Source organism: Pulveribacter suum, assembly GCF_003013695.1.
In the GTDB taxonomy this organism is placed as follows: domain Bacteria; phylum Pseudomonadota; class Gammaproteobacteria; order Burkholderiales; family Burkholderiaceae_C; genus Melaminivora; species Melaminivora suum.
In genome coordinates, this window is sequence record NZ_CP027792.1 from 2,919,631 (window position 1) to 2,943,430 (window position 23,800).

Consider the following 23,800-nt stretch of genomic DNA (forward strand, 5'->3'; position numbering starts at 1 on the left):
GGTGCTCAGCGCTGGGCGGCCAGCAGCAGGCCGCCCGCGCCCATGAAGACGCCGCCCGTGGCGCGGTTCAGCCGCACCACGGCGCAGGGCGTGCGGATCAGGCGGCGAATCTGCCGCCCGCAGCTGGCATACACGGCGGTGGAGACGAACTCGGCCAGCAGGTAGGTGGAACCTAGCACCAGGAACTGCCGCGCCGCGGGCTGGCCGGGGTCGATGAACTGCGGAAAGATGGCCGCAAACAAAATGATGGCCTTGGGGTTGGTGATGCCCAGCAGGAATTCCTGGGCGATGAGCGTGCGCAGCGGCGCCCGCGCCGGCATGGCCACTTCGGCCCCTTCGAGCAGATCGGCCGTGCCGCCCAGAGAACGGCTGCGAAAGGCCCGCCAGCCGATCCAGAACAGATAGGCCGCGCCCAGCCACTTCACGGCCGTGAAGGCGGCCTCGGAGGCCAGCAGCATGGCGCCCAGGCCCACGGCAGAGATGGTCAGGAAGATGGCAAAGGCGGCCACCCGCCCGGTGGTGGCCACCAGGGCCGCGCCCACACCGGCGCGCATGCCGTTGTTGAGGCCGCAGAAATTGTTGGGGCCGGGCGTGAGCGCGATGGCGACGGCAACGGGAAAAAACAGCAGGGCTTGCATGGCACGCCTGAAGTTGGAGCAGCGGAGAGCCGCAGTTTAGGGTGTGCCCAGCGCCACGGTGCACTGCCAGGGCAGCCCGTCCAGGTCGTCGTAGTGGGCCACCACGATGGCGCGACCCGCATCGGGCGCAGCGCAGTCCTGCAGCGCGGCGCGCAGGTAGGTGATGGAGGCGCGGTCCAGCGCGGCGACGGGCTCGTCGATCAGCGTCAGCGGCGCGCCGCTGGCCAGGGCGCCGGCCAGCAGCACCTTGCGCTGGCTGCCGGTGGAAAGCTGAAACATGGCCTTTTCCAGGTGCGGCTGCAGCGCAAAGCCTTCCACGTGGCGCTGCCAGGCGGCGCCACTCCAGCGTGGGCATTCAGCGGCCAGAGCGGCGCTCCAGGCCAGCGGCGTCATGCCTTGCGGCCAAGCATCGCGCGGGTCGCGCCAGAACACTTCGCGCCGGTAGGCTGCGCTGCCATGCTCCCGGCCGTTCAGCTGTAGCCGGCCGGCGGCCGGCGCCAACTCACCCGCCAGCAGGCGCAGCACGCTGGTCTTGCCCGCACTTTCATCGCTCAGCACCAGGGTCAGGCCGGGCGGCAGCCGCTGGCTCCAGCCCCGCAGGATGGAAACACCGGGGAAGCCGAAATCCACCGCGTGCGCAGCCAGCACGAAGGGCGGCGCGACCGCGGCGTCGGTCACACTCGGGTTTTGCGGTTCAGCGGTGGAAGAGGCCATGGCGTTGCAATTTCTTGATTTCGACTACAGCGAGGCTGAGGACGGCGTTGCCACCTGGGACGCCATCGCCAGCGTGCCCCAGGCGCGGCTGGACGCGCTCGCACAGGAGGCGCAAAGCATACTGGCCTGGGCCTGCGCGGAGTTCGGTGCGCTGCACGGCCCTCATGAGGAAGGCGGCCTGTGGCAGTACGACCTGCAGTGCGAGCGGCCGGGGCAGCCCTTGCAGGAAATCCGCTTTGACGAAGCGCGCGAGGCGCTCGTGCCGGCCCTGCAGGCGGAGGGCGACGGGCGCGTGACTCTGACGTTGTCGGTAAGCGGCCTGCCGGCCTTTGCCGAGGCGTTCGCCGCACGCTTCGGCCTTTAAGACGCGCCTGCCCTGCCCTACTGCAGCGATTCCTTGGCCGCCGCGGTCAGGGCCAGGGGCAGCACGGCAATGCCTTCATCCAGCAGCTGCGCAGCCTCCTGCGCCGACGCCTGGCCACGAATGCCGCGTTCCTCGATCTCGCCGTGGTGCATGCGGCGCGCCTCCTGGGCGAAGCGCGCACCCACATCCTCCGTGGTGGCGACGATCTTGCGCGACAGCTGCATCCAAGCGGCCTGCAGTTCGGCAGGCAGGATTGCAGACGGGACACTCCCGACGGCCTGCGGCACGGGATCAGGGGCTGCGGGCAGCCGCTCGGCACTTGCGCTGCGCAGGTTCAGGCGCGGAGCGCTCAGGACCTTGCGGATATCGGCGCTGGTGCACAACGGGCACTGCACCAGGCCTCGGGCCAGCTGGCTCTGAAAGTCGTCCTCGCTGCCAAACCAGCCCTCGAAACTGTGGCCGTAGGCGCACAGGAGATCGAGCACCTTCATGGCAGCGTCAAGGCTCTTCGGCCACCGTCGCCCCCTTGCGGCGAACCAGATAGCGGTAGACAAAACCCGGGAAGGCCAGAGTGATGAACAAGGCGCCCGTCACCGCGTAGAACTCCCACTTTTGCGGGGCGATCTGGCCGGCGCGATTCTCGATCAGCAGCGCCAGGGCGCCGACGATGAAGTACAGCAGCACCAGCTCGACCAAGCGCATGCCGAACGGCTTGGCCCCGGCCCTGGCGCGAGGGCCGACGATCAGCCAGCGGTCGCTCAGAAAAGGGAGGTTGGCCGCGGCAAAGGCCGCGGCAATCACCAGCCAGATGGCGGCAGTCTGCGTCATGGCGTCGAACGCTCAGGCCCAATACGCGCTGAGGCGATCAGGTGGCCAGCGCGCGCACGATGGCGTCCGCGCACAGGGCCATCAGCCCGCCGGGCAGAATGCCCAGCACCAGCACCAGGGCGCCATTGAGCGTGAGCACCACGCGCACTTGCAGCGGAGCGGTGACGCGCGCGGCCGTCAGCGGGGCGTCGAAATACATCACCTTGACCACGCGCAGGTAGTAGAAGGCGCCGATCAGCGACATGACCACCGCGAACACGGCCAGGGCGATGTACAGCGACTGCCCGGATGCCACCAGCGCCTGCAGCACCGACAGCTTGGCGTAGAAGCCCACCAGCGGCGGGATGCCGGCCAGCGAGAACATGCAGATCGCCATCACGCCGGCGTACAGCGGGCTGCGCTGGTTCAGGCCGGCCAGGTCCGCGATCTCCTCGCTCTCGAAGCCGTCGCGCGCCAGCAGCAAGATGACGCCGAACGTGGCCAGGAAGGTCAGCACGTAGGTGACGATGTAGAACATGGCCGAGCTGTAGGCGTTCTCCACGGCCGTGGCGTCCACGTTGCCGTGCACCACGCCCGACATCAGGCCCAGCATCACGAAGCCCATCTGGCCGATGGTCGAGTAGGCCAGCATGCGCTTCAGATTGGTCTGCGCGATACCCGCCAGATTGCCCACCAGCAGCGAGCCGATGGCCAGCACGGCCAGCATCTGCTGCCAGTCGATGGCCAGCGGCAGCAGACCATCCACCAGCAGGCGGATGATGATGGCGAAGGCCGCCAGTTCGGGCGCGCTGCCAATGAACAGCGTGATGGCCGAGGGCGCGCCCTGGTACACGTCGGGCACCCACATGTGGAACGGCACGGCGCCCAGCTTGAAGGCCAGGCCGGCCACCACGAATACCAAGCCGAAAACCAGCACCTGATGGCGGATCTGGCCGGCGTTGATGGCCTTGAAAACCTGGCCGATGTCCAGCGAACCGGTGGCGCCGTAGATCATCGACATGCCGTAGAGCAGAAAACCGCTGGCCATGGCGCCGAGCACGAAATACTTCATGGCCGCCTCGGTCGCCTGGGCGTTGTCGCGGCGCAGGGCTACCAGCGCGTAGCTGGACAGCGTCAGCAGCTCCAGGCCCAAGTACAGCACCAGGAAGTTGTTGCCTGAGATCATCACGAACATGCCCAGCAGCGCCAGCATGGTCAGCGTGAACAGCTCGCCGCCGCGCAGCATGTCGCGGTCGGCTGCATAGGGGCGGCCATAGACCAGCGTGACCATCACCGCCAGGGTGGCGAAGCACTTGAGCCAGTTGCCCATGGCGTCGCTGACGATCATGTTGCCCCAGCCGTAGAACGTGTTGCCAGTGCTGGCATACATGGCCTGCATGGCGGCCACGACGGCCAGGGTGAGCATGGTCAGCACGTAGGTCGCCGTGCGCTGGCTGCTCTTGACGCCCAGGTCCACCAGGGCGATCACGCAGGCCATGACCAGCAGCACGATCTCGGGATAGATCGCCAGCCAGCTGATGTTGTCAATCATCTTCAGTCTCTCGGTTCAGTCTGGTCAGGGAAGCTTGCTTTGCGCCACGTGCTTGAGCAGCTGTGCCACGGACGGGTCCATCGCATCAGTGAACGGCTTCGGGTACAGGCCCATGTAGAGCACGGCGATGGCCAGCAGGGACAGCATGAGGAACTCGCGCCCGTTGATGTCGGCCATGGCGCGCACGTTGGCGTTGGTCACCGGTCCCAGGTACACGCGCTTGTACATCCACAGCGTGTAGCTGGCGCCCAGGATCAGCGCGATGGCAGCGCCCAGGCCTACCCAGAAATCAAAGCGCACGGCGGCAATGATGATCATCCACTCGCCCACGAAGCCCGCGGTGGCCGGCAGGCCGCAGTTGGCCATGGCGAACAGCAGGGCGAAGGCGGCGAACTTGGGCATGGTGTTGACTACACCGCCATAGGCTGCGATTTCGCGCGAGTGCACGCGGTCGTACAGAACGCCGATGCACAAAAACATGGCGCCGGAAACGAAGCCGTGGGCGATCATCTGCACCAGGCCGCCGGAGATGCCCATGTCGTTGAAGATGAAAAAACCCAGGGTGACGAAGCCCATGTGCGCCACGGACGAATAGGCCACCAGCTTCTTCATGTCCTTTTGCACCATCGCCACGAGGCCCACGTAGATCACGGCAATCAGCGAGAAGGTGATCATCAGCCAGGCCCACTCATGGGCGGCATCGGGTGCGATCGGCAGCGAAAAGCGCAGAAAGCCGTAGGCGCCCAGTTTCAGCATGATGGCCGCCAGCACGGCGGAGCCGCCGGTGGGCGCCTCCACGTGCACGTCGGGCAGCCAAGTGTGCACCGGCCACATGGGCACCTTGACGGCGAAGGCGGCGAACAGCGCGAAGAACAGCAGCGTCTGCGCCGTGCCGGTCAGCGGCAGCTGGTGCCAGGTCAGGATATCGAAGCTGCCGCCCGCCTGGTTGTACAGGTAGATGAACGCCACCAGCGTGAGCAGGGAACCCATCAGCGTGTACAGGAAGAACTTGAACGCCGCGTAGATCCGGTTAGGCCCGCCCCAGATGCCGATGATCAGGTACATCGGAATCAGCGTGGCCTCGAAGAACACGTAGAACAGCATGCCGTCCAGCGCACCGAACACGCCGATCATCAGGCCCGACAGGATCAGGAACGCGCCCATGTACTGGTTCACGCGCTCGGTGATGGACTGCCAGGAGGCGATCACCACGATCACCGTGATGAAGGCCGTCAGCGGCACGAACCACAGCGAAATGCCATCCACGCCCAGGTGGTAGTGGATGTTGAAACGCTCGATCCATGCCGCCTTTTCGACGAACTGCATGGCAGCGCTGGTGGTGTCGAAGCCGCTCATGAGCGGCAGCGTCACGGCCAGCCCGATCAGTGCTCCGATGAGCGCCAGCCAGCGCACCAGCGGCGCCTGCCCCTCCCGGCCCAGGGCCAGCACCAGGGCGCCGAAGGCGATGGGCATCCAGATGGCAAGACTCAACAAACCCATTTTTCTTCTTCTCCCGTTATTTGTTGAGCCACACGAAGTACGTCATGAGGGCGAAAACGCCAAGGATCATGATCAGCGCGTAGTGGTAGAGGTAGCCGGACTGCAGCCAGCGCACCGCCGTCCCGAGGCGGCCGACCAGCTTCCAGGAGCCGTTGACCACGGCACCATCGATCAGCGCCTGGTCGCCGCCCTTCCACAGGGCAATACCCAGGCCGCGGGCGCCGCGCGCAATGATGTTCTCGTTGATCCAGTCCAGGTAGTACTTGTTGTCCAGCAGCGTGTAGACGGGCTGGAAGGTGCGCTTGATGGCCGCCGGCAGGGCCGGGTTGACCATGTACATGTAGTACGACAGCGCCACGCCGGCAGCGGCCAGCCAGAAGGGCAGCGTCATCAGACCATGCGTGGCCATGGCCAGCGGGCCGTGGAAGGCCTCCGCGATGGCCGCCATGGCGGGATGGCGCGCGGCGTCCACGAAGATGACGCCACGGAAGAAGTCCCCGAACAGCATGGGCTGCACGTACATGAAGCCGATGACCACCGAGGGAATGGCCAGCAGGATCAACGGCACCGTCACCACCCAGGGCGACTCGTGCGGCTTGGCATGCGTGTCATGCCCGTGGCCATGGTCGCCGTGGTGCGCGTCGGGGTTCTGGTCGTAGCGCTCCTTGCCATGAAAGACGAGGAAGTACATGCGGAACGAATAGAACGCAGTGACGAACACGCCGGCCATGACGGCGAAGTGGGCGAAGCCGGCCGCCGGCAGGGTGCTGTGGTGCACCGCCTCGATGATGTTCTCCTTGGAGTAGAACCCGGAGAACAGCGGTGTGCCGATCAGCGCCAGCGAGCCCAGCAGCGAAGTGATCCAGGTGATGGGCATGTACTTGCGCACGCCGCCCATCCAGCGGATGTCCTGGTTGTGGTGCATGCCGATGATGACCGAGCCCGCGCCCAGGAACAGCAGCGCCTTGAAGAAGGCGTGCGTCATCAGGTGGAACACGGCCACGGAGTAGGCCGATGCGCCCAGCGCCACCGTCATGTAGCCCAGCTGCGACAGCGTGGAGTACGCCACCACGCGCTTGATATCGTTCTGGATGATGCCCAGGAAGCCCATGAACAGGGCCGTGATGGCACCGATCACCAAGATGAAGTTCAAGGCCGTGTCGGACAGCTCGAACAGCGGCGACATGCGCGAGACCATGAAGATGCCGGCCGTCACCATGGTGGCGGCGTGGATCAGCGCGGAGATGGGCGTGGGGCCTTCCATCGAGTCGGGCAGCCACACGTGCAGCGGGAACTGGGCCGACTTGCCCATGGCGCCGATGAACAGGCAGATGCAGATCACGGTGATCAGCATCCAGTCGGTGCCGGGGAAGCCCATGGCGCCCAGTTCGCCGGCCTGGGCGAAGATCTCGTCGTAGCGGAAGGTGCCGGCGTAGGCGGCGATCAGGCCGATGCCGAGAATGAAGCCGAAGTCGCCCACGCGGTTGACCAGGAAGGCCTTCATGTTGGCGAAGATGGCCGAGGGCTTGTTGAACCAGAAGCCGATCAAGAGGTACGACACCAGACCCACGGCCTCCCAGCCGAAGAACAGCTGCAGCAGGTTGTTGCTCATGACCAGCATGAGCATGGAGAAGGTGAACAGCGAGATGTACGAGAAGAAGCGGTTGTAGCCCGGGTCTTCTTCCATGTAGCCGATGGTGTAGATGTGCACCATCAGCGACACGAAGGTCACCACGCACATCATCATGGCCGTCAGGCTGTCGATGAGAAAGCCCACCTCCATCTTCAGCTCGCCCACCACCATCCAGGTGTAGAGGGTTTCGTTGAAGTGGGCGCCGTCCATGGCCACGCTCTTGAGCGTCATGGCGGACAGCACGAAGGCGATCAGCACGCCCAGGATGGTCAGCGTGTGGGACACGCCGCGGCCGATGCGGTTGCCGCCGAAGGCCGTGCCGAAGACACCTGCCAGCAGCGAGCCGGCCAGCGGCGCCAGTGGCACCGCCAGCAGCGTCGAAACAGAAAGGGTTTGACTCATTGTTGAGAACCTTGCAAGTGGCGGGGTCGCATCAACCCTTGAGGGTGTTGAGATCTTCCGCGTCGATGCTGGAGCGGTTGCGGAACAACAGCACCAGGATGGCCAGCCCGATGGCGGCCTCGGCCGCTGCCACCGTCATGATGAAGAACACGAAGACCTGTCCGTGCATGTCGCCCAGATAGCTGGAGAACGCCACGAAGTTCATGTTCACGGCCAGCAGCATCAGCTCGATGGCCATGAGCAGCACGATGAGGTTCTTGCGGTTCAGGAAGATGCCCATCACGGACAGGGCAAACAGCATGGCGCCCAGCGACAGGTAGTGACCCAGGGTCGGTGTCATTGCTTGCTCTCCTCAGCGATGGGTGCGGCCTGCGCTGCGGGCGCAGGCGTGGGCGCCATCTTCACCAGGACCATGCGGTCCTGGGCGCGCACGCGGACCTGGTCACCCGGATCGATGGCCTTGGAATCCTTGCGCTGGCGCAGCGTCAGGGCGATGGCGGAGATCATGGCCACCAGCAGGATCACGGCAGCGATCTCCACGGGCAGCAGATATTCGGTATAGAGCAGCTGGCCCAGAACCTGGGTGTTGGAATACGGCAGCACCTGGCCTGCGGCATCGATCAGCGCGCCGGCGACCTTGGGCTCATCCATGCCGCGAAAGCCCGTCATCAGCACGGCCGCCATCTCCAGCGCGATCAGCGCGCCGATCAGCACGGCCAGCGGGAAGTGCCGCCAGAAGCTGCGCCGCGCGGTCTCGATGCGGATGTCCAGCATCATCACCACGAACAGGAACAGCACCATCACCGCGCCCAGGTACACCAGCACCAGCACGATGGCCAGGAACTCCGCCTTGAGCATCAGCCACAGGCCCGATGCCTGCGAGAAAGCCAGGATCAGGTGCAAAACGGCATGCACAGGGTTGCGCGCCGTGACCACCCGGAAGGCCGCATACAGCAGCACAACCGAGAACAGGTAGAAAAAGCCGGTCTTGACGTCCATGAATCGGGTCTTTTCAAAAATTCAGGCGTGAGGGTGTCGTCGCCGCGGGGGTCACCGGTACTTGGCGTCCGCAGCCTTGGCGGCGGCGATCTGCGGCTCGTAGCGGTCGCCCACGGCCAGCAGCATGTCCTTGGTGTAGTACAGGTCGCCGCGCTTTTCGCCGTGGTATTCAAGGATCTGCGTCTCCACGATGGAGTCCACCGGGCAGCTTTCCTCGCAAAAGCCGCAGAAGATGCACTTTGTGAGGTCGATGTCGTAGCGCGTGGTGCGGCGCGAGCCGTCGGCACGCACATCCGACTCGATGGTGATGGCCAGCGCCGGGCATACGGCCTCGCACAGCTTGCAGGCGATGCAGCGCTCTTCGCCGTTGTCATAGCGGCGCAGAGCGTGCAGGCCGCGAAAGCGCGGCGACAGCGGAGTCTTTTCCTCCGGGAACTGCACGGTGACCTTGCGGGCAAAGGCGTAGCGACCCGTGAGGACCATGCCCTTGGCCAGTTCCCAGAGCAGGAAGCTCTTGAAGAAATCCTTCAGGGAAAAGGACGAAGAAGGAGCAGCAACAGCAGCCATGGATGCCCCCGTTATTTCCAGATGTTCCAGGGCGACAGCAGCCAGCCGCCCACGAGGATCAGCCACACCAGGGTGACCGGGATGAAGATCTTCCAGCCCAGACGCATGATCTGGTCATAGCGAAAGCGCGGGAAGGTGGCGCGGATCCAGATGAAGCAGGACACGACCATGAAGGTCTTGATGCCCAGCCAGATCCAGCCCGGGATGAAGGCGAGGAACGAGAACGGTGGCAGCCAGCCGCCCAGGAACATCAGCACCGCCAGGATGGACACCAGCCACATCGCGGCGTATTCCGCCAGGAAGAAGATGGCAAAGCCCATGCCCGAGTACTCGACCATGTGGCCGGCCACAATCTCGGCCTCGCCCTCGACCACGTCGAAGGGGTGGCGGTTCACCTCGGCCACGCCGGAGACCAGATAGACGATGAAGATGGGCAGCAGCGGCAGCCAGTTCCAGGACAGAAAGTTCAGCCCCATGCCGGCCATCATTCCGCGCTCCTGTACGGCCACGATCTGCGACAGGTTCATGCTGCCCGAAACCATGATCACCACCAGGAAGCAAAAGCCCATGGCAATCTCGTAGCTGACCATTTGCGCCGAGGCGCGCAGCGCACCCAGGAAGGCGTACTTGGAGTTGGACGCCCAGCCGGCAATGATCACGCCATAGACTTCGATGGAGGCGATCGCGATGACCAGCAGCAGGCCGGCGTTGATATTGGACAACGCCATGTCCGGCCCGAAGGGGATGACCACCCAGGCAGCCAGCGCCGGCATGATGGCCATCACCGGCCCCAGGTAGAACAGGCCCTTGGCCGCAGCCGTCGGCTGGATCAGCTCCTTGGTCAGCAGCTTCAGCGCGTCGGCGATCGGCTGCAGCAGGCCAAAGGGCCCCACCCGGTTGGGGCCCATGCGCACCTGCATGAAACCCAGGAACTTGCGCTCCCACAGCGTCAGGTAGGCCACCGCCCCCAGCAGGGGCAGCAGCACCGCGACGATCTTGATCAGGTTCCACACGACGGGCCAGCCCATCGTGCTCCACCAGTCGGCGGCGACCAGATTCAGGCCGCCGTTGTACAGGGCGTCGATCATGCGGCGGCTCCTTCGCCGCGCGCGGCGCGCGCATCGGCGGTCAGTTGCAGCGAGGGCGCGCGGCGCACCAGCCCGTCGAGCTGGTAGATGCTGGCGACCGCGGGCTCGGGGCAGTCACTGCCGGCGGCAGCGACCTGCGCCTGCGTGCGGTTGCTCAGGCGCTCGGCCGGCAGCTGCGCCAGGGCGCCAGCCGGCTGGGCGGTGGCGGCGGCCAGCACGTCCTGCGAGGTCTCGTAGTCCACGCCCGCGATGCCCATCAGGTTGGACAGCACGCGCAGCACCTTCCAGGCCGGTCGCGTTTCGCCCAGCGGTCGGGCCGCAGCGTGGAAGCTCTGCACCCGTCCTTCGGCATTCACGAAGGTGCCGGAAGTCTCGGTGAACGGAGCAATGGGCAACAGCACGTCGCTGAACTCCATGTTGGCCTTGAAGGGGCTCAGGGTCACGACCATGTCCACCTGCCCCAGCCCGGCCGCAGCGGCGGCGCCCATGGCACTGTCATGAACGGGCTCGGTCTGCAGCAGCAGCACAGCCTTCAGCCCGCCTTGCAGCATCTGCGCGGCGTTCAGGCCGTGCTCTTGCGGCTGGGCGCCGACGAACTGCGCGCCCACGGTGTTGGCCGCTTCGGTCAGGTAGCCGACGGCAGCGCCGGTTTGCTCTCCCAGCCACTGCGCCAGCGCCAGCAGCTGCGAGGCCTGCGCGTGGTGCGCGGCGCCGTTGCCCAGCAAGATGGCCTTGCGCTCACCGGCCAGCAACGCAGCGGCGACAGCGCGAGCCTCATCGCCCGCCTGCGCGCCGGCCACCGGAGCAGCGACGCCCTTGCTCTGGGCCACGGCGGCAGCCACGGCGGCCAACTGGCCGGCCCAGCCGGCGGCCGGCGCCAGCAGGGTTGGCGCCACCGGCATGGCCCAGTCGTATGCTACCGAATTGATAGCCGCTACCGCACAGCCAGAACGGGCTGCTTGCCGAATTCGCTGTGCAAACAGCGGATGGTCCTTGCGCAGGTTGGAGCCCACCACCAGCACCGATTGAAGGTTGCTCAGGGCGGCGATGGGCAGGCCCAGCCAGCGCACGCCGTCTGCAGGCGCGAACTCGGCATGGCGCAGGCGGTGGTCGATGTTGTCGCTGCCCAGGCCGCGCACCAGCCGGCCGGCCAGGTACAGCTCTTCGAGCGTGCTGTGCGGGCTGACCAGGGCGCCGATGGCTTGCGCGCCATGGTCCTTCTTCACGCACTGCAGGCCGTTGGCAACGTACTCCAGCGCGGTCTGCCAGTCCACTTCCTGCCACTGCCCGCCCTGCTTGAGCATGGGCCGGGTCAGGCGCTCCTCGCCGTTGAGGGCTTCATAGGAGAAGCGGTCGCGGTCGGCCAGCCAGCACTCGTTGACCTCTTCGTTTTCGAAGGGCACGACGCGCATGACGCGGTGGTTCTTGACCTGGACGATCAGGTTGGCGCCGGTCGAGTCATGCGGACTGACCGACTTGCGCCGCGACAGCTCCCAGGTGCGGGCGCTGTAGCGGAAGGGCTTGCTGGTCAGCGCGCCGACGGGGCACAGGTCGATGACGTTGCCCGACAGCTCGGAGTCCACCGAGTCGCCGATGACGGTGGTGATCTCCGAGTGCTCGCCGCGGTTGACCATGCCCAGCTCCATGACGCCGGCGATCTCCTGTCCGAAGCGCACGCATCGGGTGCAGTGGATGCAGCGCGTCATCTCTTCCATGGAGATCAGCGGGCCCACGTCCTTGTGTGCCACGGTGCGCTTTTCCTCGCCGTAGCGCGAGCTGCTCGCGCCATAGCCCACCGCCAGGTCCTGCAGCTGGCACTCGCCGCCTTGGTCGCAGATGGGGCAATCCAGCGGGTGGTTGATGAGCAGGAACTCCATCACCGACTGCTGCGCCTTGATGGCCTTGTCGCTCTTGGTATGCACCACCATGCCCTGGGTGACAGGCGTGGCGCAGGCGGGCAGCGGCTTGGGAGCCTTCTCCACGTCCACCAGGCACATGCGGCAGTTGGCGGCGATGGAGAGCTTCTTGTGGTAGCAAAAATGCGGGATGTAGGTGCCGGCCTTCTCGGCGGCATGCATGATCATGCAGCCTTCGCCGACCTCGACCTTGCGCCCGTCCAGTTCGATTTCAACCATATGTGTACTCGCGGTCAGGCGCCCGCCGAGGGGGAGCCCTCGCGGCTGGCCTGACGAATCAGCGTCTCAAATTCCGGACGGAAGTGCTTGATCATGGCGCGCACCGGCATGGCCGCGGCATCGCCCAGAGCGCAGATGGTCCGGCCCTGGATGTTGTCGGCCAGCGAGTTCAACAAGTCCAGGTCGCCGTCGCGCCCGCTCTCGTGCAGGATGCGGTCGATGACGCGCCACATCCAGCCCGTGCCTTCGCGGCAGGGAGTGCACTGCCCGCAGGACTCGTGCATGTAGAAATACGACAGGCGCAGCAGCGACTCGACCATGTCGCGCGAGTCATCCATGACGATCACTGCGCCCGAACCCAGCATGGAGCCTGCCTTGGCGATGGAGTCGTAGTCCATCGTGCACTCCATCATGATGTGCGCAGGCAGCACCGGCGAGGAGGAGCCGCCGGGGATCACTGCCTTGAGCTGCCGCCCCTTGCGCACGCCGCCCGCCAGCTCCAGCAGCTTGGGGAATGGCGTACCCATGGGCACTTCGTAGTTGCCGGGCCGCTCCACGTCGCCCGAGACCGAATAGATCTTGGTGCCGCCGTTGTTGGGCTTGCCGCACTCCAGATAGGCCTGGCCGCCATTCCTGATGATCCACGGCACCGCGGCGAAGGTCTCGGTGTTGTTGATGGTGGTGGGCTTGCCGTACAGGCCGAAGCTGGCCGGAAACGGCGGCTTGAAGCGCGGCTGGCCCTTCTTGCCCTCCAGCGACTCCAGCAGGGCCGTCTCTTCGCCGCAGATGTAGGCACCAAAGCCGTGGTGGGCGTGCAGCTGGAAGCTGAAGCCGCTGCCCAGGATGCCGTCGCCCAGGTAGCCGGCGGCGCGGGCTTCTTCCAGGGCCGCCTCGAAGCGCTCATAGACCTGGAAGATCTCGCCGTGGATGTAGTTGTAGCCCACGCTGATGCCCATCGCGTAGGCGGCAATGGCCATGCCCTCGATCACGATGTGCGGGTTGTACATGAGGATGTCGCGGTCCTTGCAGGTCCCGGGCTCGCCCTCATCGGAGTTGCACACCAGGTACTTCTGCCCCGGAAACTGACGCGGCATGAAGCTCCACTTCAGTCCCGTGGGAAAGCCTGCGCCGCCGCGCCCGCGCAGGGCGGATTCCTTCACGGTGGCGATAACCTGGTCCTGCGTCAGCCCCTCGCCGCCGTCCTGCCCCAGGATCTTGCGCAGCGCCGCATAGCCGCCGCGTGCCTCGTAGTCCTTCAGGCCCCAGTTGCTGCCGTTCAGGCCGGCGTAGATCTGCGGCTCGATGTGGCGGTCGTGAAAGCAGGTCTGGTTGCCGGTGGCCAGGAACTGCTCGAGCACTTGGCTTGCGTTCGTCATGCCCGGCCCTCCGCGGCACGCAGGCCATCGACCAGCTGGTCCAGCTTGTCGTCTTCCATGAAGCTGCACATGTTGCGGTCATTGACCAGCATCACAGGCGCATCGGCGCAGGCGCCCAGGCATTCGCACTGCTGCAGTGTGAACATGCCATCGGGTGTGGTCTCGCCCATTTTGATGCCCAGCTTGGCCTCCAGATGGTGCAGCGCCTCCTGGCCGCGGCGCAGCTGGCATGGCAGGTTGGTGCACACGGCCAGCTTGTACTTGCCCACGGGCTGCTGGTTGTACATGTTGTAGAACGTGGTGACTTCGCGCACCGCGATCTCGGGCATGTCCAGGTACTCGGCAATCTCGGCCTCGGCCGCCTGGGTGATGTAGCCCTGCTCCTGCTGCACGATGGCCAGGCAGGCCATCACGGCAGACTGCTTTTGCTCGGGCGGATACTTCGCCACCTCGCGGGCAAAGCGCTCTTGGGTCGCTTGCGTGATCATCGGTCAATCTCTCCGAACACGATATCCAGGGTGCCGATGATGGCCACGGCATCGGCAATCATGTGCCCGCGGGCCATCTCGTCCAGCGCGGCCAGATGGGCAAAGCCGGGCGCCCGGATCTTCAGGCGATACGGCTTGTTGGCGCCGTCGCTCACCATATAGATGCCGAACTCGCCCTTGGGGTGCTCGACGGCGGCATAGGCCTCGCCCTCGGGCACGCGGAAGCCCTCGGAAAAGAGCTTGAAGTGGTGGATCAGGTCCTCCATGCCACTCTTCATGCGCTCGCGCGGTGGCGGGGCGATCTTGTGGTTGTCCACGATGACCGGGCCAGGGTTGGCGCGCAGCCACTGAACGCACTGCTGAACGATGCGGTTGGACTGGCGCATTTCGGCCACGCGCACCAGATAGCGGTCGTAGCTGTCGCCGGTCACGCCCACCGGCACGTCAAAGTCCATGCGGTCATAGACCTCGTAGGGCTGCTTCTTGCGCAGGTCCCAGGCGATGCCGGAGCCGCGCAGCATGGGGCCGGTCATGCCCAGGCTCAGCGCGCGCTCAGGCGACACCACGCCGATGCCCACGGTGCGCTGCTTCCAGATGCGGTTGTCGGTCAACAGCGTCTCGTACTCGTCCACACACTTGGGAAAGCGCCGCGTGAAGTCCTCGATGAAGTCCAGCATCGAGCCCTGGCGGTTGCGGTTGCGCTCCTCGATGGCACGCGCGTTGCGCACCTTGCTGGCCTGGTACTGCGGCATGCTGTCGGGCAGGTCGCGGTACACGCCGCCCGGGCGGAAGTAGGCTGCATGCATGCGCGCGCCCGACACCGCTTCGTAGATGTCGAAGAGGTCTTCGCGCTCGCGGAAGGTGTAGATCAGGATGGTCGAGCTGCCGCAGTCGTTGCCGTGCGAGCCCAGCCACATCAGGTGGTTCAAGAGGCGCGTGATCTCGGAGAACATCACGCGGATGTACTGCGCGCGCAGCGGCACCTCCAACCCCAGCAGCTTCTCGATGGCCAGGCAGTAGGCGTGCTCGTTGCTCATCATGGACACGTAGTCGAGACGGTCCATGTAAGGCAGCGACTGGATGTAGGTCTTGTGCTCGGCGAGCTTTTCGGTGGCACGGTGCAGCAGGCCGATGTGCGGGTCGGCGCGCTGCACCACCTCGCCATCGAGCTCCAGCACCAGCCGCAGCACGCCGTGCGCGGCCGGGTGCTGCGGACCGAAGTTCAGGGAATAGTTCTTGATTTCAGCCATGGATGGTTCACCTGGGCGCGGCGGCGCTTCAGTGCAGGCCTCCGTAGTTTTCCTCGCGGATGATGCGGGGCGTGACTTCGCGCGGCTCGATGGTCACGGGCTCATAGACCACGCGGCGCAGCTCGGGGTCGTAGCGCATCTCGACGTGGCCCGACAGCGGGAAGTCCTTGCGGAAAGGGTGGCCAATGAAGCCGTAGTCGGTCAGGATGCGGCGCAGGTCGGCGTGGCCGTCGAAGACGATGCCGAACAGGTCGAAGGCCTCGCGCTCGAACCAGTTGGCCGAGTTCCACAGGTCGTTGACCGAGGGCACGACAGGAAAGTCGTCGTCGGGGCAAAAAACCTTGACGCGCACGCGCTGGTTCAGCGACACCGACAGCAGGTGTGAAACGACGGCGTAGCGCGCGCCTTCGACACCCACGTCGCGGTAGGTGGAATAGTCCACGCCGCACAGGTCGATGAGCTGCTCGAAGCGGCAGCCGGGCGCGTCGCGCAAGACCTGCATGGCGCCGAGATAGTCGGCGGCGGCGACCACCACCGTCACCTCATCCAGGGCCAGGGTGATGTCGCGCGCCCTGGCACCCAGGGCGGTGGCGATGGTGTCGCGCAGCGCCTCGGGAGCCACGGCGGCGGCGGGAGCGGGAGCGATGTCTGTCATCGAATACCTTTCACGCGCGCGCAATGGTGTTGGTGCGGCGGATCTTCTGCTGCAGCTGGATGATCCCGTAGATCAACGCCTCGGCCGTGGGCGGGCAGCCAGGCACATACACATCCACCGGCACGATGCGGTCGCAGCCGCGCACCACGGAATAGCTGTAGTGGTAGTAGCCGCCGCCGTTGGCGCACGAGCCCATGGAGATGACCCAGCGCGGCTCGGCCATCTGGTCATAGACCTTGCGCAGGGCCGGCGCCATCTTGTTGCACAGCGTGCCGGCCACGATCATCAGATCGGACTGCCTGGGGCTGGCGCGGAACACCTCGGCGCCGAAGCGGCCCAGGTCGTAGCGCGCGGCCGCCGCGTGCATCATCTCGACGGCGCAGCAGGCGAGGCCAAAGGTCATGGGCCACAGCGACCCGGTCTTGGCCCAGTTCACCACCGAGTCGTAGCTCGTGGTGATGAAGCCTTCCTTCATCACACCTTCAATCATCGTGTCATTCCTTCTTGCGGCGCTGCGGCGCTCATTCCCAGTTCAGCGCACCCTTTTTCCACTCGTAGGCGAAACCCACGACCAGGATGGCCAGGAAGATCAGCACGGCGACGAAGCCGGTCATTCCCACCTGCTGCAGGCTCACCGCCCAGGGAAACAGGAAGGCGATCTCCAGGTCGAACAGGATGAACAGGATGGCCACGAGGTAGTAGCGCACGTCGAACTTCATGCGCGCGTCTTCAAAGGCCTCGAAGCCGCATTCGTAGGGGGAGTTCTTGGCCGGGTCGGGCCGGTTGGGGCCCAGTACATAGCCCAGCAGCAGGGGAACAACCCCAATGGCAGCCCCCACCAGAATGAACAGGAGGACTGGGAGGTACTGATCGAGATTCATTTGGAGACCTGCTCACCGTTAAAAGGCCGCCCTGCCCGTGTCGCCATGCGACCCGGATAAGGCGGCCTTATGTGATTGGTGCCGTCGGCGAGACTCGAACTCGCACAGCTTTCGCCACTACCCCCTCAAGATAGCGTGTCTACCAATTCCACCACGACGGCTGTCTTGTTGTTTTGCGCATCCTCAAAGCACAGGCCGATGATCGGCGCGGCTTCCTGGACAGACAGCGATTCTAACCCGGAAAAACCCTGTCACAGATCGTGCGGCGGATTTTTGCGCCGCACGGCCGGGCGTCACTTGGTCGGGATTTGCGCCGCACCGGAGGCCGGCTCGGCAGCAGGTGCGGGCACTTCGGCCGACGCCGACGGCTCGGCGGCGGGCGCCGGGGCGCTGCTGGCCGGCACCGCGGCCGCCGGGCCTTCCAGCACGCTGCCCACGCTGGGCGTGCGCTGGTTGCCCAGATAGGCCAGCGCCAGCGTGGCCACGAAGAACACGGTGGCCAGCACGGCCGTCGTGCGCGACAGGAAGTTGGCACTGCCGCTGGCGCCGAACAGGCTGCCCGAGCCGCCGCTGCCGAAGGCCGCGCCCATGTCGGCGCCCTTGCCGTGCTGGATCAGGATCAGGCCGATCATGGCCAGGGCGGTCAGTATCTGCACCGCCAGGATGATGTTGACAAAGGCATTCATACGCGTTTAACTCCTGATTTGATAGCTGCTCACGCTTGTGTGGCGCAGGCTGCAGCAATAATTTGCAAGAAATCCTGGGCCTTGAGGGAGGCCCCGCCCACCAGACCGCCGTCGATGTCGGCCTGGGCCAGCAGCTCGGCGGCATTGGCCGCGTTCATGCTGCCGCCATACAGCAGCGGCACGCGCGCGGCCTGCCCGGTGGCGGCCGCCAGCTGCGCGCGCAGCACGGCATGCACCTCCTGCGCCTGCTGCGGCGTGGCCGTGCGGCCGGTGCCTATGGCCCAGACGGGCTCGTAGGCGACAACGATCTCGCTGATGCAATGGCCGTTGGCCTGCACCACGGCAGCCAGCTGGCGGCGCACCACGTCCATGGTCTGGCCGGCCTCGCGCTCGGCCAGCGTCTCGCCCACGCAGACGATGGGCGTGATGCCGGCGGCCAGCGCCTTTTGCGCCTTGGCGGCCACAAGCGCGTCGCTCTCGCCGTGGTACTGGCGCCGCTCCGAGTGGCCCACCAGCACGTAGCGCGTGCCGAACTCGCGCAGCATGGCCGCCGAGGTCTCGCCGGTATAGGCGCCGCTGTCGTGCTGCGACACGTCCTGCGCGGCCAGCCGGATGGCCGTGCCCTGCACCAGCGAGTGCACCTGCGCCAGGTAAGGCGCCGGCACCGCAACGGCGATGGCGCAGGCCGCGTCGTCCTGCCCCTGCAGGCCGGTGCGCAGCGCCTGCAGCAGCGCCTCGTTGGCGGCCAGGCCGCCGTTCATCTTCCAGTTGCCGGCTATGAGTTTGTGCTTGGCCATCAGGCGCTCCACGTCAAAACGATCTTGCCCACGTGCTCGCTGGACTCCATCAGCGCATGGGCGGCAGCCGCCTCGCCGGCCGGGTAGGTGCTGTGGATGACCGGGCGGATGCGGCCCGACTCCAGCAGCGGCCAGACTTCGCTGCGCAGTGCCTGCGCTATCTGCGCCTTGAAGGCCACAGGGCGCGCACGCAGCGTCGAGCCGGTGATGGTGAGGCGCTTGCGCAGCACCGCGCCGGCGTCGATCTGGGCTTTGATGCCCCCCTGCACGGCGATGATGACGATGCGCCCGTCCTCGGCCAGGCAGCCGAGCTCGCGCGCCACGTAGTCACCCGCCACCATGTCCAGCACCACGTCCGCGCCGCGGCCTTCGGTGATGCGCAGCACCTCGGCGGCGAAGTCATGCGTGCGGTAGTTGATGGCGTGGTGCGCGCCCAGCTGCAGGCAGGCGGCGCATTTGTCCTCGGATCCGGTAGTCACGATCACCGTGGCGCCGCGTGCGCGCGCCAGCTGGATGGCCGTGACGCCGATGCCGCTGGAGCCGCCCTGCACCAGCAGCACCTCGCCCGACTGCAAGCGGCCGCGGTCGAAGACGTTGCTCCAGACGGTGAAGAAGGTCTCGGGTAGTGAGGCGGCCTCGACATCTGACAGGCCAGCCGGCACCGGCAGGCACTGCCCGACGGGCGCCACGCACCACTGCGCGTAGCCGCCGCCGGCCACCAGAGCGCAGACGCGGTCGCCCACGCGGATGCCGGCGCGCTCCATGGCAGCCTCGTCGCCGGACTCGACCACGCCTGCCACCTCCAGCCCCGGCAGGTCGGACGCGCCGGGCGGGGGCGCGTAGTGGCCCTTGCGCTGCAGCACGTCGGGGCGGTTCACCCCGCTGGCGGCCACGCGGATCAGCAGCTCGCCGCTGCCGGCCTGCGGGCGCGGGCGCTGCCCCAGGCGCAATCCTTCAGGCGGGCCGAAGGCCGTGATCTCCACGGCTTGCATGGTGTCTTGGTTCATCGCACAAAAATTGTCATCAAAACAGGCGCCAACGCTTGACTGGCAAGCGCTGGCAGCTCTTTTTTCGATAGCAATCAGGCGTCGGTCGTGCCGGGGGCTTCGCCGCCGCCTTGCGGGCCGCCGTTGCCGTTGTGGCCACCGTTGTGGCCGCGCTCGCCGTAGCCACCACGGTCGCCGTAGCCATTGCCGTCGCGGCGCTCGCCACGGCCACCTTCACGGCGTTCGCCGCGATCGCCACGATCATGGCGCTCGCTGCGCTCGGGGCGCTCCATGCCGGCCGGGCGCTCGCTCAGGGCCTTCAGCGACAGCTTGATGCGGCCCTTCTCGTCCGTCTCCAGCACCTTCACGCGCACGATCTGGCCTTCTTGCAGGTAGTCGTTCACGTTTTCCACGCGCTCGTGGGCAATCTGGCTGATGTGCAGCAGACCGTCCTTGCCGGGCAGCAGGTTGATGAGAGCGCCAAAGTCCAGGATCTTGGTGACCGGGCCTTCGTAGATCTTGCCCACCTCCACCTCGGCCGTGATCTCTTCGATGCGGCGCTTGGCTTCGTCGGCCTTGGCCGAATCGTTGGAGGCGATGGTGATGGTGCCGTCTTCCTCGATGTTGATCTGGCAGCCGGTCTCGTCGGTCAGCGCGCGGATGGTGGCGCCGCCCTTGCCGATCACGTCGCGGATCTTCTCGGGGTTGATCTTCATGGTGAAGAGCTTGGGCGCGAAGCTGGAGATCTCCGTGCGCGCCTCGCCCATGGCTTCCTGCATCTTGCCCAGGATGTGCATGCGCGCTTCCTTGGCCTGCGCCAGGGCGACTTCCATGATCTCGCGGGTGATGCCCTGGATCTTGATGTCCATCTGCAGCGCCGTGATGCCGGCCGTGGTGCCCGCCACCTTGAAGTCCATGTCGCCCAGGTGGTCCTCGTCGCCCAGGATGTCGGTCAGCACGGCAAAGCGGTTGCCGTCCTTGATCAGGCCCATGGCGATGCCGGCCACGTGCGCCTTCATGGGCACGCCGGCGTCCATCAGCGACAGGCAGCCGCCACAGACCGAGGCCATGGACGAAGAGCCGTTGGACTCGGTGATCTCGGAGACCACGCGGATGGTGTAGGGAAACTCTTCCTTGGAGGGCAGCGCAGCAATCAGCGCGCGCTTGGCCAGGCGGCCGTGGCCGATCTCGCGGCGCTTGGTCGAGCCCATGCGGCCCACTTCGCCGGTGGCAAAGGGAGGCATGTTGTAGTGGAACAGGAAGCGGTCCTCGAACTCGCCGGCCAGCGCGTCGATGCGCTGCGCGTCGCGCTCGGTGCCCAGCGTGGTCACCACCAGCGCCTGCGTCTCGCCGCGGGTGAACAGCGACGAGCCGTGCGTGCGCGGCAGCAGCGAGCTGCGGATCTCGATCGGGCGCACGGTGCGCGTGTCGCGCCCGTCGATGCGCGGCTCGCCGGCCAGGATCTGGCTGCGCACGATGCGTGCCTCAATGTCGAACAGCAGCGCTTCCACGGCCGTGGCGTCGAACGCCGCGCCCTCGTCCTTGAGCGACTGCAGCACGGCGGCGGAGGCCTCGCGCAGCGCGTGGGTGCGCGCCTGCTTGCTGCGGATCTGGTAGGCGGCGCGCAGCTTGTCCTCGGCCAGCTGCGTCACCTTGGCGATGAAGGGCTCGTCCTTGGCGGCGGGCTGCCAGTCCCAGGCCGGCTTGCCGGCCTGGCGCACCAGTTCATGGATGGCCTCGATGGCGATGCGGCCCTGCTCGTGGCCGAAGACCACGGCGCCCAGCATCACGTCTTCGGGCAGCTGCTGCGCCTCGGACTCGACCATCAGCACGGCGGCTTCGGTGCCGGCCACGATCAGGTCCAGCTGGGAGTTCTTGCGCTCGGTCTGGCCGGGGTTGAGCACGTACTCGCCGTTGATGTAGCCCACGCGCGCGGCGCCGATGGGGCCGTTGAACGGGATGCCCGACACGGACAGCGCGGCGCTCACGCCCAGCATGGCGGCGATGTCGGCGTCCACCTCAGGGTTCAGCGAGATGGTGTGGATGACCACGTGCACGTCGTTGTAGAAGCCTTCGGGGAACAGCGGGCGGATCGGACGGTCGATCAGGCGGCTGGTGAGCGTCTCCAGCTCGGAGGGCTTGGCCTCGCGCTTGAAGAAGCTGCCGGGGATCTTGCCGGCGGCGTAGGTCTTCTCGATGTAGTCCACCGTCAGCGGGAAGAAGTCCTGGCCCGGCTTGGCCGTCTTGCTTGCCACCACGGTGGCCAGCACCACGGTGTCGTCGATATTGACGAGGACGGCGCCGCCAGCCTGGCGGGCGATCTCGCCGGTCTCCAGGGTGACCGTGTGCTGGCCCCACTGGAACGTCTTGGTGACCTTGTTGAACATGGTTGTCATGGTTTGCTCCTGAAATAATAGCTGCTCACGCTTGAGCAGCAATGGTTTGGAGGTCAAACAGACCGCGATGCCATTCCAGGCAAGCGCTGGCAGCTATCAAAAGATGAGCTAACGCGCACATGGAATGACACAGCTTCGCTCTGCCGACCCATCTCCAAACGGGACTTTTGAAGTAAAAACGCCTGAGTCAGACCATCCAACTCAGGCGTTGCTCTTGGGCGCGCAGCTTACTTGCGCAGGCCCAGCTTGGCGATCAGCGCCGTGTAGCGCTCGGCGTCCTTGGCCTTGAGGTAGTCCAGCAGCTTGCGGCGGCGGCTCACCATGCGCAGCAGGCCGCGGCGACCGTGGTGGTCCTTGGCGTGCTGCTTGAAGTGGGGCGTCAGCTCATTAATGCGGGCCGTGAGCAGGGCCACCTGCACTTCGGGGCTGCCGGTATCGTTGGCGGCGCGCTGGTTGGCCTTGACGACTTCGGCCTTGACGGAGGATGCGATCATGATGTTTCCTGGATGGCAAAGGGGGCAGCAGGCGGGCGGCGAGCGCTGAGAGTTCGCGCACCGCACAGGGGCCTGTACCCGGTGCCTGGTTGTGACTTGCGCCGGCAACTGGAAAGGCCGCCGGCGTGCGTCTTGCACTATGCAAAACCTGTCGATTATATCGCCTGCGCTCTTTCCCCGGTACCCGCAGCCCTACCGATGGCAATGCGAGGCGGGCCGGCCATGATCGCATCCCGTCAGAAACCCCATCTACGCCATGCACTTTGCCTCGCTCCTGCTGCGCCGCGCCCTGCCCTGCGCCCTGCTCGCCCTGGCTGCCGCCGGCCTGGCGCAGGCGGCTCCGGCGTCTGGCGCGCCGCCGAAGAAGTCCAAAACCGTGAAGGTCAAGCCGCAGCAGAACAATTCACAGGAGACCGCCGCCGAGCGCGACCGCCGCCTGTACCGTGAATGCAAGGGACTGCCCAACGCCGGCGCCTGCCTGGGCTACACGCGCCGCTGAAAAAACCGCCCCCACTGGCCGAAACCGCCCAAAACCTGGGCTAGAATTCGCCCCGTTGTCGCAATGCAGCCCGGCCAGGCAACCGACCGGAACAGCAGAACGACAATTTTTGAAAAGAGCCCGAAAATCTCGTGCTACAATTCAAAGCTTAGCGGCTGTAGCTCAGCTGGATAGAGTACTTGGCTACGAACCAAGGGGTCGTGGGTTCGATTCCTGCCAGCCGCACCAAACGGTAAGCCCTGAGTCTGAAAGGACTCAGGGCTTTTTCGTATGCGCCGCCGTTGCGCCGTACAAAACGCGGCACCATTGCGGCATGAGCAAAGCCTTCACCCGTGAAGCCGACGCGCCCGAAGAGGACGACGAGGGCGCGCCCCTGGCACCCTCCATCCCGGCCGGCAGCAAGAACTACATCACCTCACAAGGCTACGCACGCCTGCGCGGCGAGCTGCTGCAGCTGATCGACGAGGAACGACCCAAGGTCGTGGACATCGTGCACTGGGCCGCCAGCAACGGCGACCGCTCGGAAAACGGCGACTACCTGTACGGCAAGAAGCGTCTGCGCGAGATCGATCGACGCATCCGTTTCCTCACCAAGCGACTGGAGATCGCCGAAGTGGTGGACCCGTCCGTGCACGCGGGCAGCGACCAGGTCTTCTTCGGCGCCACCGTCACCTACGTGGACGATGAGGACGCCGAGCGCACTGTGACCATCCTGGGCGTGGACGAGGCCAACAATGCCCTGCAGCAGATCAGCTGGGTTGCTCCGGTGGCGCGTTCGCTGCTCAAAGCACGCGAGGGCGACGAGGTGATCTTGATGACGCCCGCCGGCCAGCGCACGCTGCAGGTGCTGCAAGTGAGCTATCCCACGCCCGGGCGCGACGGCTGAGGCCGCC

The 23,800-nt window shown here is 66.0% G+C and carries 26 protein-coding genes and 2 tRNA genes; 4 read left to right on the forward strand and 24 right to left on the reverse strand.

Annotated features, from left to right (window positions below):
- Positions 1-5: 5 nt before the first annotated feature.
- Positions 6-638, reverse strand: coding sequence for a LysE family translocator (locus tag C7H73_RS13310; protein ID WP_106847092.1), 633 nt, complete (start codon positions 636-638; stop codon positions 6-8).
- Between the two features lie 36 nt (positions 639-674).
- Positions 675-1,352 (reverse strand): ABC transporter ATP-binding protein, encoded by a 678-nt coding sequence (locus tag C7H73_RS13315; protein ID WP_106847093.1) that lies wholly within the window; start codon positions 1,350-1,352, stop codon positions 675-677.
- On the opposite strand from C7H73_RS13315, the gene C7H73_RS13320 reads away from it, so the two are divergent.
- Positions 1,351-1,716: a hypothetical protein gene (locus C7H73_RS13320; RefSeq protein WP_106847094.1), complete on the forward strand. Its 366-nt coding sequence runs from the start codon at positions 1,351-1,353 to the stop codon at positions 1,714-1,716. The genes C7H73_RS13315 and C7H73_RS13320 overlap by 2 nt on opposite strands.
- A gap of 17 nt (positions 1,717-1,733) precedes the next feature.
- On the opposite strand, the gene C7H73_RS13325 is transcribed toward C7H73_RS13320, so the two are convergent.
- From C7H73_RS13325 to rpsO, 22 genes are all read right to left on the reverse strand, one after another.
- Positions 1,734-2,207: a DUF1178 family protein gene (locus C7H73_RS13325; protein WP_106847095.1), complete on the reverse strand. Its 474-nt coding sequence runs from the start codon at positions 2,205-2,207 to the stop codon at positions 1,734-1,736.
- Positions 2,208-2,214: 7 nt separating this feature from the next.
- Complete coding sequence (locus tag C7H73_RS13330) at positions 2,215-2,544, reverse strand: DUF2818 family protein (protein WP_106847096.1); 330 nt, start codon at positions 2,542-2,544, stop codon at positions 2,215-2,217.
- 37 nt (positions 2,545-2,581) lie between these two features.
- The gene (gene nuoN, locus C7H73_RS13335; protein WP_106847097.1) at positions 2,582-4,075 is read right to left on the reverse strand and encodes an NADH-quinone oxidoreductase subunit NuoN; all 1,494 of its coding nucleotides are present in this window, start codon (positions 4,073-4,075) and stop codon (positions 2,582-2,584) included.
- Between the two features lie 24 nt (positions 4,076-4,099).
- A complete protein-coding gene (locus C7H73_RS13340) occupies positions 4,100-5,575 on the reverse strand; it encodes an NADH-quinone oxidoreductase subunit M (RefSeq protein WP_106847098.1) in 1,476 nt (491 codons plus the stop codon).
- A 16-nt stretch (positions 5,576-5,591) separates the two neighbouring features.
- Positions 5,592-7,610 carry an NADH-quinone oxidoreductase subunit L gene (nuoL, locus tag C7H73_RS13345; RefSeq protein ID WP_106847099.1) on the reverse strand — a complete coding sequence of 673 codons (2,019 nt, stop codon included), beginning with the start codon at positions 7,608-7,610 and terminating at the stop codon, positions 5,592-5,594.
- Between the two features lie 31 nt (positions 7,611-7,641).
- The gene (gene nuoK / locus C7H73_RS13350) at positions 7,642-7,950 is read right to left on the reverse strand and encodes an NADH-quinone oxidoreductase subunit NuoK (protein ID WP_106847100.1); all 309 of its coding nucleotides are present in this window, start codon (positions 7,948-7,950) and stop codon (positions 7,642-7,644) included.
- Positions 7,947-8,609: an NADH-quinone oxidoreductase subunit J gene (locus tag C7H73_RS13355; protein WP_106847101.1), complete on the reverse strand. Its 663-nt coding sequence runs from the start codon at positions 8,607-8,609 to the stop codon at positions 7,947-7,949. The genes nuoK and C7H73_RS13355 overlap by 4 nt, the downstream gene beginning before the upstream one ends.
- 51 nt (positions 8,610-8,660) lie before the next feature.
- On the reverse strand, positions 8,661-9,176 hold the full coding sequence (gene nuoI, locus C7H73_RS13360; RefSeq protein ID WP_106847102.1) for an NADH-quinone oxidoreductase subunit NuoI: 516 nt from the start codon (positions 9,174-9,176) through the stop codon (positions 8,661-8,663).
- 11 nt (positions 9,177-9,187) lie between these two features.
- A complete protein-coding gene (gene nuoH / locus C7H73_RS13365; protein WP_106847103.1) occupies positions 9,188-10,264 on the reverse strand; it encodes an NADH-quinone oxidoreductase subunit NuoH in 1,077 nt (358 codons plus the stop codon).
- Positions 10,261-12,399: an NADH-quinone oxidoreductase subunit NuoG gene (gene nuoG, locus C7H73_RS13370; RefSeq protein WP_106847104.1), complete on the reverse strand. Its 2,139-nt coding sequence runs from the start codon at positions 12,397-12,399 to the stop codon at positions 10,261-10,263. The genes nuoH and nuoG overlap by 4 nt, the downstream gene beginning before the upstream one ends.
- 14 nt (positions 12,400-12,413) lie before the next feature.
- Positions 12,414-13,775 (reverse strand): NADH-quinone oxidoreductase subunit NuoF, encoded by a 1,362-nt coding sequence (nuoF, locus tag C7H73_RS13375; protein WP_106847105.1) that lies wholly within the window; start codon positions 13,773-13,775, stop codon positions 12,414-12,416.
- Positions 13,772-14,263 carry an NADH-quinone oxidoreductase subunit NuoE gene (gene nuoE, locus C7H73_RS13380; protein WP_106847106.1) on the reverse strand — a complete coding sequence of 164 codons (492 nt, stop codon included), beginning with the start codon at positions 14,261-14,263 and terminating at the stop codon, positions 13,772-13,774. Before nuoE ends, nuoF begins: the two co-directional genes overlap by 4 nt.
- Positions 14,260-15,513: an NADH-quinone oxidoreductase subunit D gene (locus C7H73_RS13385; protein ID WP_106847107.1), complete on the reverse strand. Its 1,254-nt coding sequence runs from the start codon at positions 15,511-15,513 to the stop codon at positions 14,260-14,262. The genes nuoE and C7H73_RS13385 overlap by 4 nt, the downstream gene beginning before the upstream one ends.
- A gap of 28 nt (positions 15,514-15,541) precedes the next feature.
- Positions 15,542-16,168 carry an NADH-quinone oxidoreductase subunit C gene (locus C7H73_RS13390; RefSeq protein ID WP_106847108.1) on the reverse strand — a complete coding sequence of 209 codons (627 nt, stop codon included), beginning with the start codon at positions 16,166-16,168 and terminating at the stop codon, positions 15,542-15,544.
- Between the two features lie 10 nt (positions 16,169-16,178).
- Positions 16,179-16,658 (reverse strand): NuoB/complex I 20 kDa subunit family protein, encoded by a 480-nt coding sequence (locus tag C7H73_RS13395; RefSeq protein WP_106847109.1) that lies wholly within the window; start codon positions 16,656-16,658, stop codon positions 16,179-16,181.
- Between the two features lie 31 nt (positions 16,659-16,689).
- Positions 16,690-17,049: an NADH-quinone oxidoreductase subunit A gene (locus C7H73_RS13400; protein ID WP_106847110.1), complete on the reverse strand. Its 360-nt coding sequence runs from the start codon at positions 17,047-17,049 to the stop codon at positions 16,690-16,692.
- 76 nt (positions 17,050-17,125) lie between these two features.
- Positions 17,126-17,210, reverse strand: a tRNA-Leu gene (locus tag C7H73_RS13405).
- Positions 17,211-17,342: 132 nt separating this feature from the next.
- Positions 17,343-17,735: a preprotein translocase subunit SecG gene (gene secG, locus C7H73_RS13410; RefSeq protein ID WP_106847111.1), complete on the reverse strand. Its 393-nt coding sequence runs from the start codon at positions 17,733-17,735 to the stop codon at positions 17,343-17,345.
- Between the two features lie 29 nt (positions 17,736-17,764).
- Positions 17,765-18,532 carry a triose-phosphate isomerase gene (gene tpiA / locus C7H73_RS13415; RefSeq protein ID WP_106847682.1) on the reverse strand — a complete coding sequence of 256 codons (768 nt, stop codon included), beginning with the start codon at positions 18,530-18,532 and terminating at the stop codon, positions 17,765-17,767.
- Complete coding sequence (locus C7H73_RS13420) at positions 18,532-19,524, reverse strand: NAD(P)H-quinone oxidoreductase (RefSeq protein ID WP_106847683.1); 993 nt, start codon at positions 19,522-19,524, stop codon at positions 18,532-18,534. The genes tpiA and C7H73_RS13420 overlap by 1 nt, the downstream gene beginning before the upstream one ends.
- An 89-nt stretch (positions 19,525-19,613) precedes the next feature.
- Positions 19,614-21,914: a polyribonucleotide nucleotidyltransferase gene (gene pnp, locus C7H73_RS13425; RefSeq protein WP_227001350.1), complete on the reverse strand. Its 2,301-nt coding sequence runs from the start codon at positions 21,912-21,914 to the stop codon at positions 19,614-19,616.
- Positions 21,915-22,141: 227 nt separating this feature from the next.
- Positions 22,142-22,408 carry a 30S ribosomal protein S15 gene (rpsO, locus tag C7H73_RS13430; protein ID WP_019373299.1) on the reverse strand — a complete coding sequence of 89 codons (267 nt, stop codon included), beginning with the start codon at positions 22,406-22,408 and terminating at the stop codon, positions 22,142-22,144.
- A gap of 256 nt (positions 22,409-22,664) precedes the next feature.
- On the opposite strand from rpsO, the gene C7H73_RS13435 reads away from it, so the two are divergent.
- The 3 genes from C7H73_RS13435 to greB all read left to right on the forward strand — a co-directional run bounded on the left by C7H73_RS13435 (position 22,665) and on the right by greB (position 23,793).
- Positions 22,665-22,907 carry a hypothetical protein gene (locus C7H73_RS13435; RefSeq protein ID WP_106847112.1) on the forward strand — a complete coding sequence of 81 codons (243 nt, stop codon included), beginning with the start codon at positions 22,665-22,667 and terminating at the stop codon, positions 22,905-22,907.
- Between the two features lie 151 nt (positions 22,908-23,058).
- Positions 23,059-23,135 (forward strand) — tRNA-Arg (locus C7H73_RS13440).
- Positions 23,136-23,220: 85 nt separating this feature from the next.
- Positions 23,221-23,793, forward strand: coding sequence for a transcription elongation factor GreB (gene greB / locus C7H73_RS13445; protein WP_106847113.1), 573 nt, complete (start codon positions 23,221-23,223; stop codon positions 23,791-23,793).
- The last annotated feature ends 7 nt before the right edge of the window (positions 23,794-23,800 follow it).

Bases quoted from the DNA above. Each gene is read 5' to 3' on its own strand.
- C7H73_RS13310 (WP_106847092.1), bottom strand. From the start codon at position 638: ATGCAAGCCCTGCTGTTTTTTCCCGTTGCCGTCGCCATCGCGCTCACG.
- C7H73_RS13320 (WP_106847094.1), top strand. From the start codon at position 1,351: ATGGCGTTGCAATTTCTTGATTTCGACTACAGCGAGGCTGAGGACGGC.
- C7H73_RS13315 (WP_106847093.1), bottom strand. From the start codon at position 1,352: ATGGCCTCTTCCACCGCTGAACCGCAAAACCCGAGTGTGACCGACGCC.
- C7H73_RS13325 (WP_106847095.1), bottom strand. From the start codon at position 2,207: ATGAAGGTGCTCGATCTCCTGTGCGCCTACGGCCACAGTTTCGAGGGC.
- C7H73_RS13330 (WP_106847096.1), bottom strand. From the start codon at position 2,544: ATGACGCAGACTGCCGCCATCTGGCTGGTGATTGCCGCGGCCTTTGCC.
- nuoN (WP_106847097.1), bottom strand. From the start codon at position 4,075: ATGATTGACAACATCAGCTGGCTGGCGATCTATCCCGAGATCGTGCTG.
- C7H73_RS13340 (WP_106847098.1), bottom strand. From the start codon at position 5,575: ATGGGTTTGTTGAGTCTTGCCATCTGGATGCCCATCGCCTTCGGCGCC.
- nuoL (WP_106847099.1), bottom strand. From the start codon at position 7,610: ATGAGTCAAACCCTTTCTGTTTCGACGCTGCTGGCGGTGCCACTGGCG.
- nuoK (WP_106847100.1), bottom strand. From the start codon at position 7,950: ATGACACCGACCCTGGGTCACTACCTGTCGCTGGGCGCCATGCTGTTT.
- C7H73_RS13355 (WP_106847101.1), bottom strand. From the start codon at position 8,609: ATGGACGTCAAGACCGGCTTTTTCTACCTGTTCTCGGTTGTGCTGCTG.
- nuoI (WP_106847102.1), bottom strand. From the start codon at position 9,176: ATGGCTGCTGTTGCTGCTCCTTCTTCGTCCTTTTCCCTGAAGGATTTC.
- nuoH (WP_106847103.1), bottom strand. From the start codon at position 10,264: ATGATCGACGCCCTGTACAACGGCGGCCTGAATCTGGTCGCCGCCGAC.
- nuoG (WP_106847104.1), bottom strand. From the start codon at position 12,399: ATGGTTGAAATCGAACTGGACGGGCGCAAGGTCGAGGTCGGCGAAGGC.
- nuoF (WP_106847105.1), bottom strand. From the start codon at position 13,775: ATGACGAACGCAAGCCAAGTGCTCGAGCAGTTCCTGGCCACCGGCAAC.
- nuoE (WP_106847106.1), bottom strand. From the start codon at position 14,263: ATGATCACGCAAGCGACCCAAGAGCGCTTTGCCCGCGAGGTGGCGAAG.
- C7H73_RS13385 (WP_106847107.1), bottom strand. From the start codon at position 15,513: ATGGCTGAAATCAAGAACTATTCCCTGAACTTCGGTCCGCAGCACCCG.
- C7H73_RS13390 (WP_106847108.1), bottom strand. From the start codon at position 16,168: ATGACAGACATCGCTCCCGCTCCCGCCGCCGCCGTGGCTCCCGAGGCG.
- C7H73_RS13395 (WP_106847109.1), bottom strand. From the start codon at position 16,658: ATGATTGAAGGTGTGATGAAGGAAGGCTTCATCACCACGAGCTACGAC.
- C7H73_RS13400 (WP_106847110.1), bottom strand. From the start codon at position 17,049: ATGAATCTCGATCAGTACCTCCCAGTCCTCCTGTTCATTCTGGTGGGG.
- secG (WP_106847111.1), bottom strand. From the start codon at position 17,735: ATGAATGCCTTTGTCAACATCATCCTGGCGGTGCAGATACTGACCGCC.
- tpiA (WP_106847682.1), bottom strand. From the start codon at position 18,532: ATGGCCAAGCACAAACTCATAGCCGGCAACTGGAAGATGAACGGCGGC.
- C7H73_RS13420 (WP_106847683.1), bottom strand. From the start codon at position 19,524: ATGCAAGCCGTGGAGATCACGGCCTTCGGCCCGCCTGAAGGATTGCGC.
- pnp (WP_227001350.1), bottom strand. From the start codon at position 21,914: ATGACAACCATGTTCAACAAGGTCACCAAGACGTTCCAGTGGGGCCAG.
- rpsO (WP_019373299.1), bottom strand. From the start codon at position 22,408: ATGATCGCATCCTCCGTCAAGGCCGAAGTCGTCAAGGCCAACCAGCGC.
- C7H73_RS13435 (WP_106847112.1), top strand. From the start codon at position 22,665: ATGCACTTTGCCTCGCTCCTGCTGCGCCGCGCCCTGCCCTGCGCCCTG.
- greB (WP_106847113.1), top strand. From the start codon at position 23,221: ATGAGCAAAGCCTTCACCCGTGAAGCCGACGCGCCCGAAGAGGACGAC.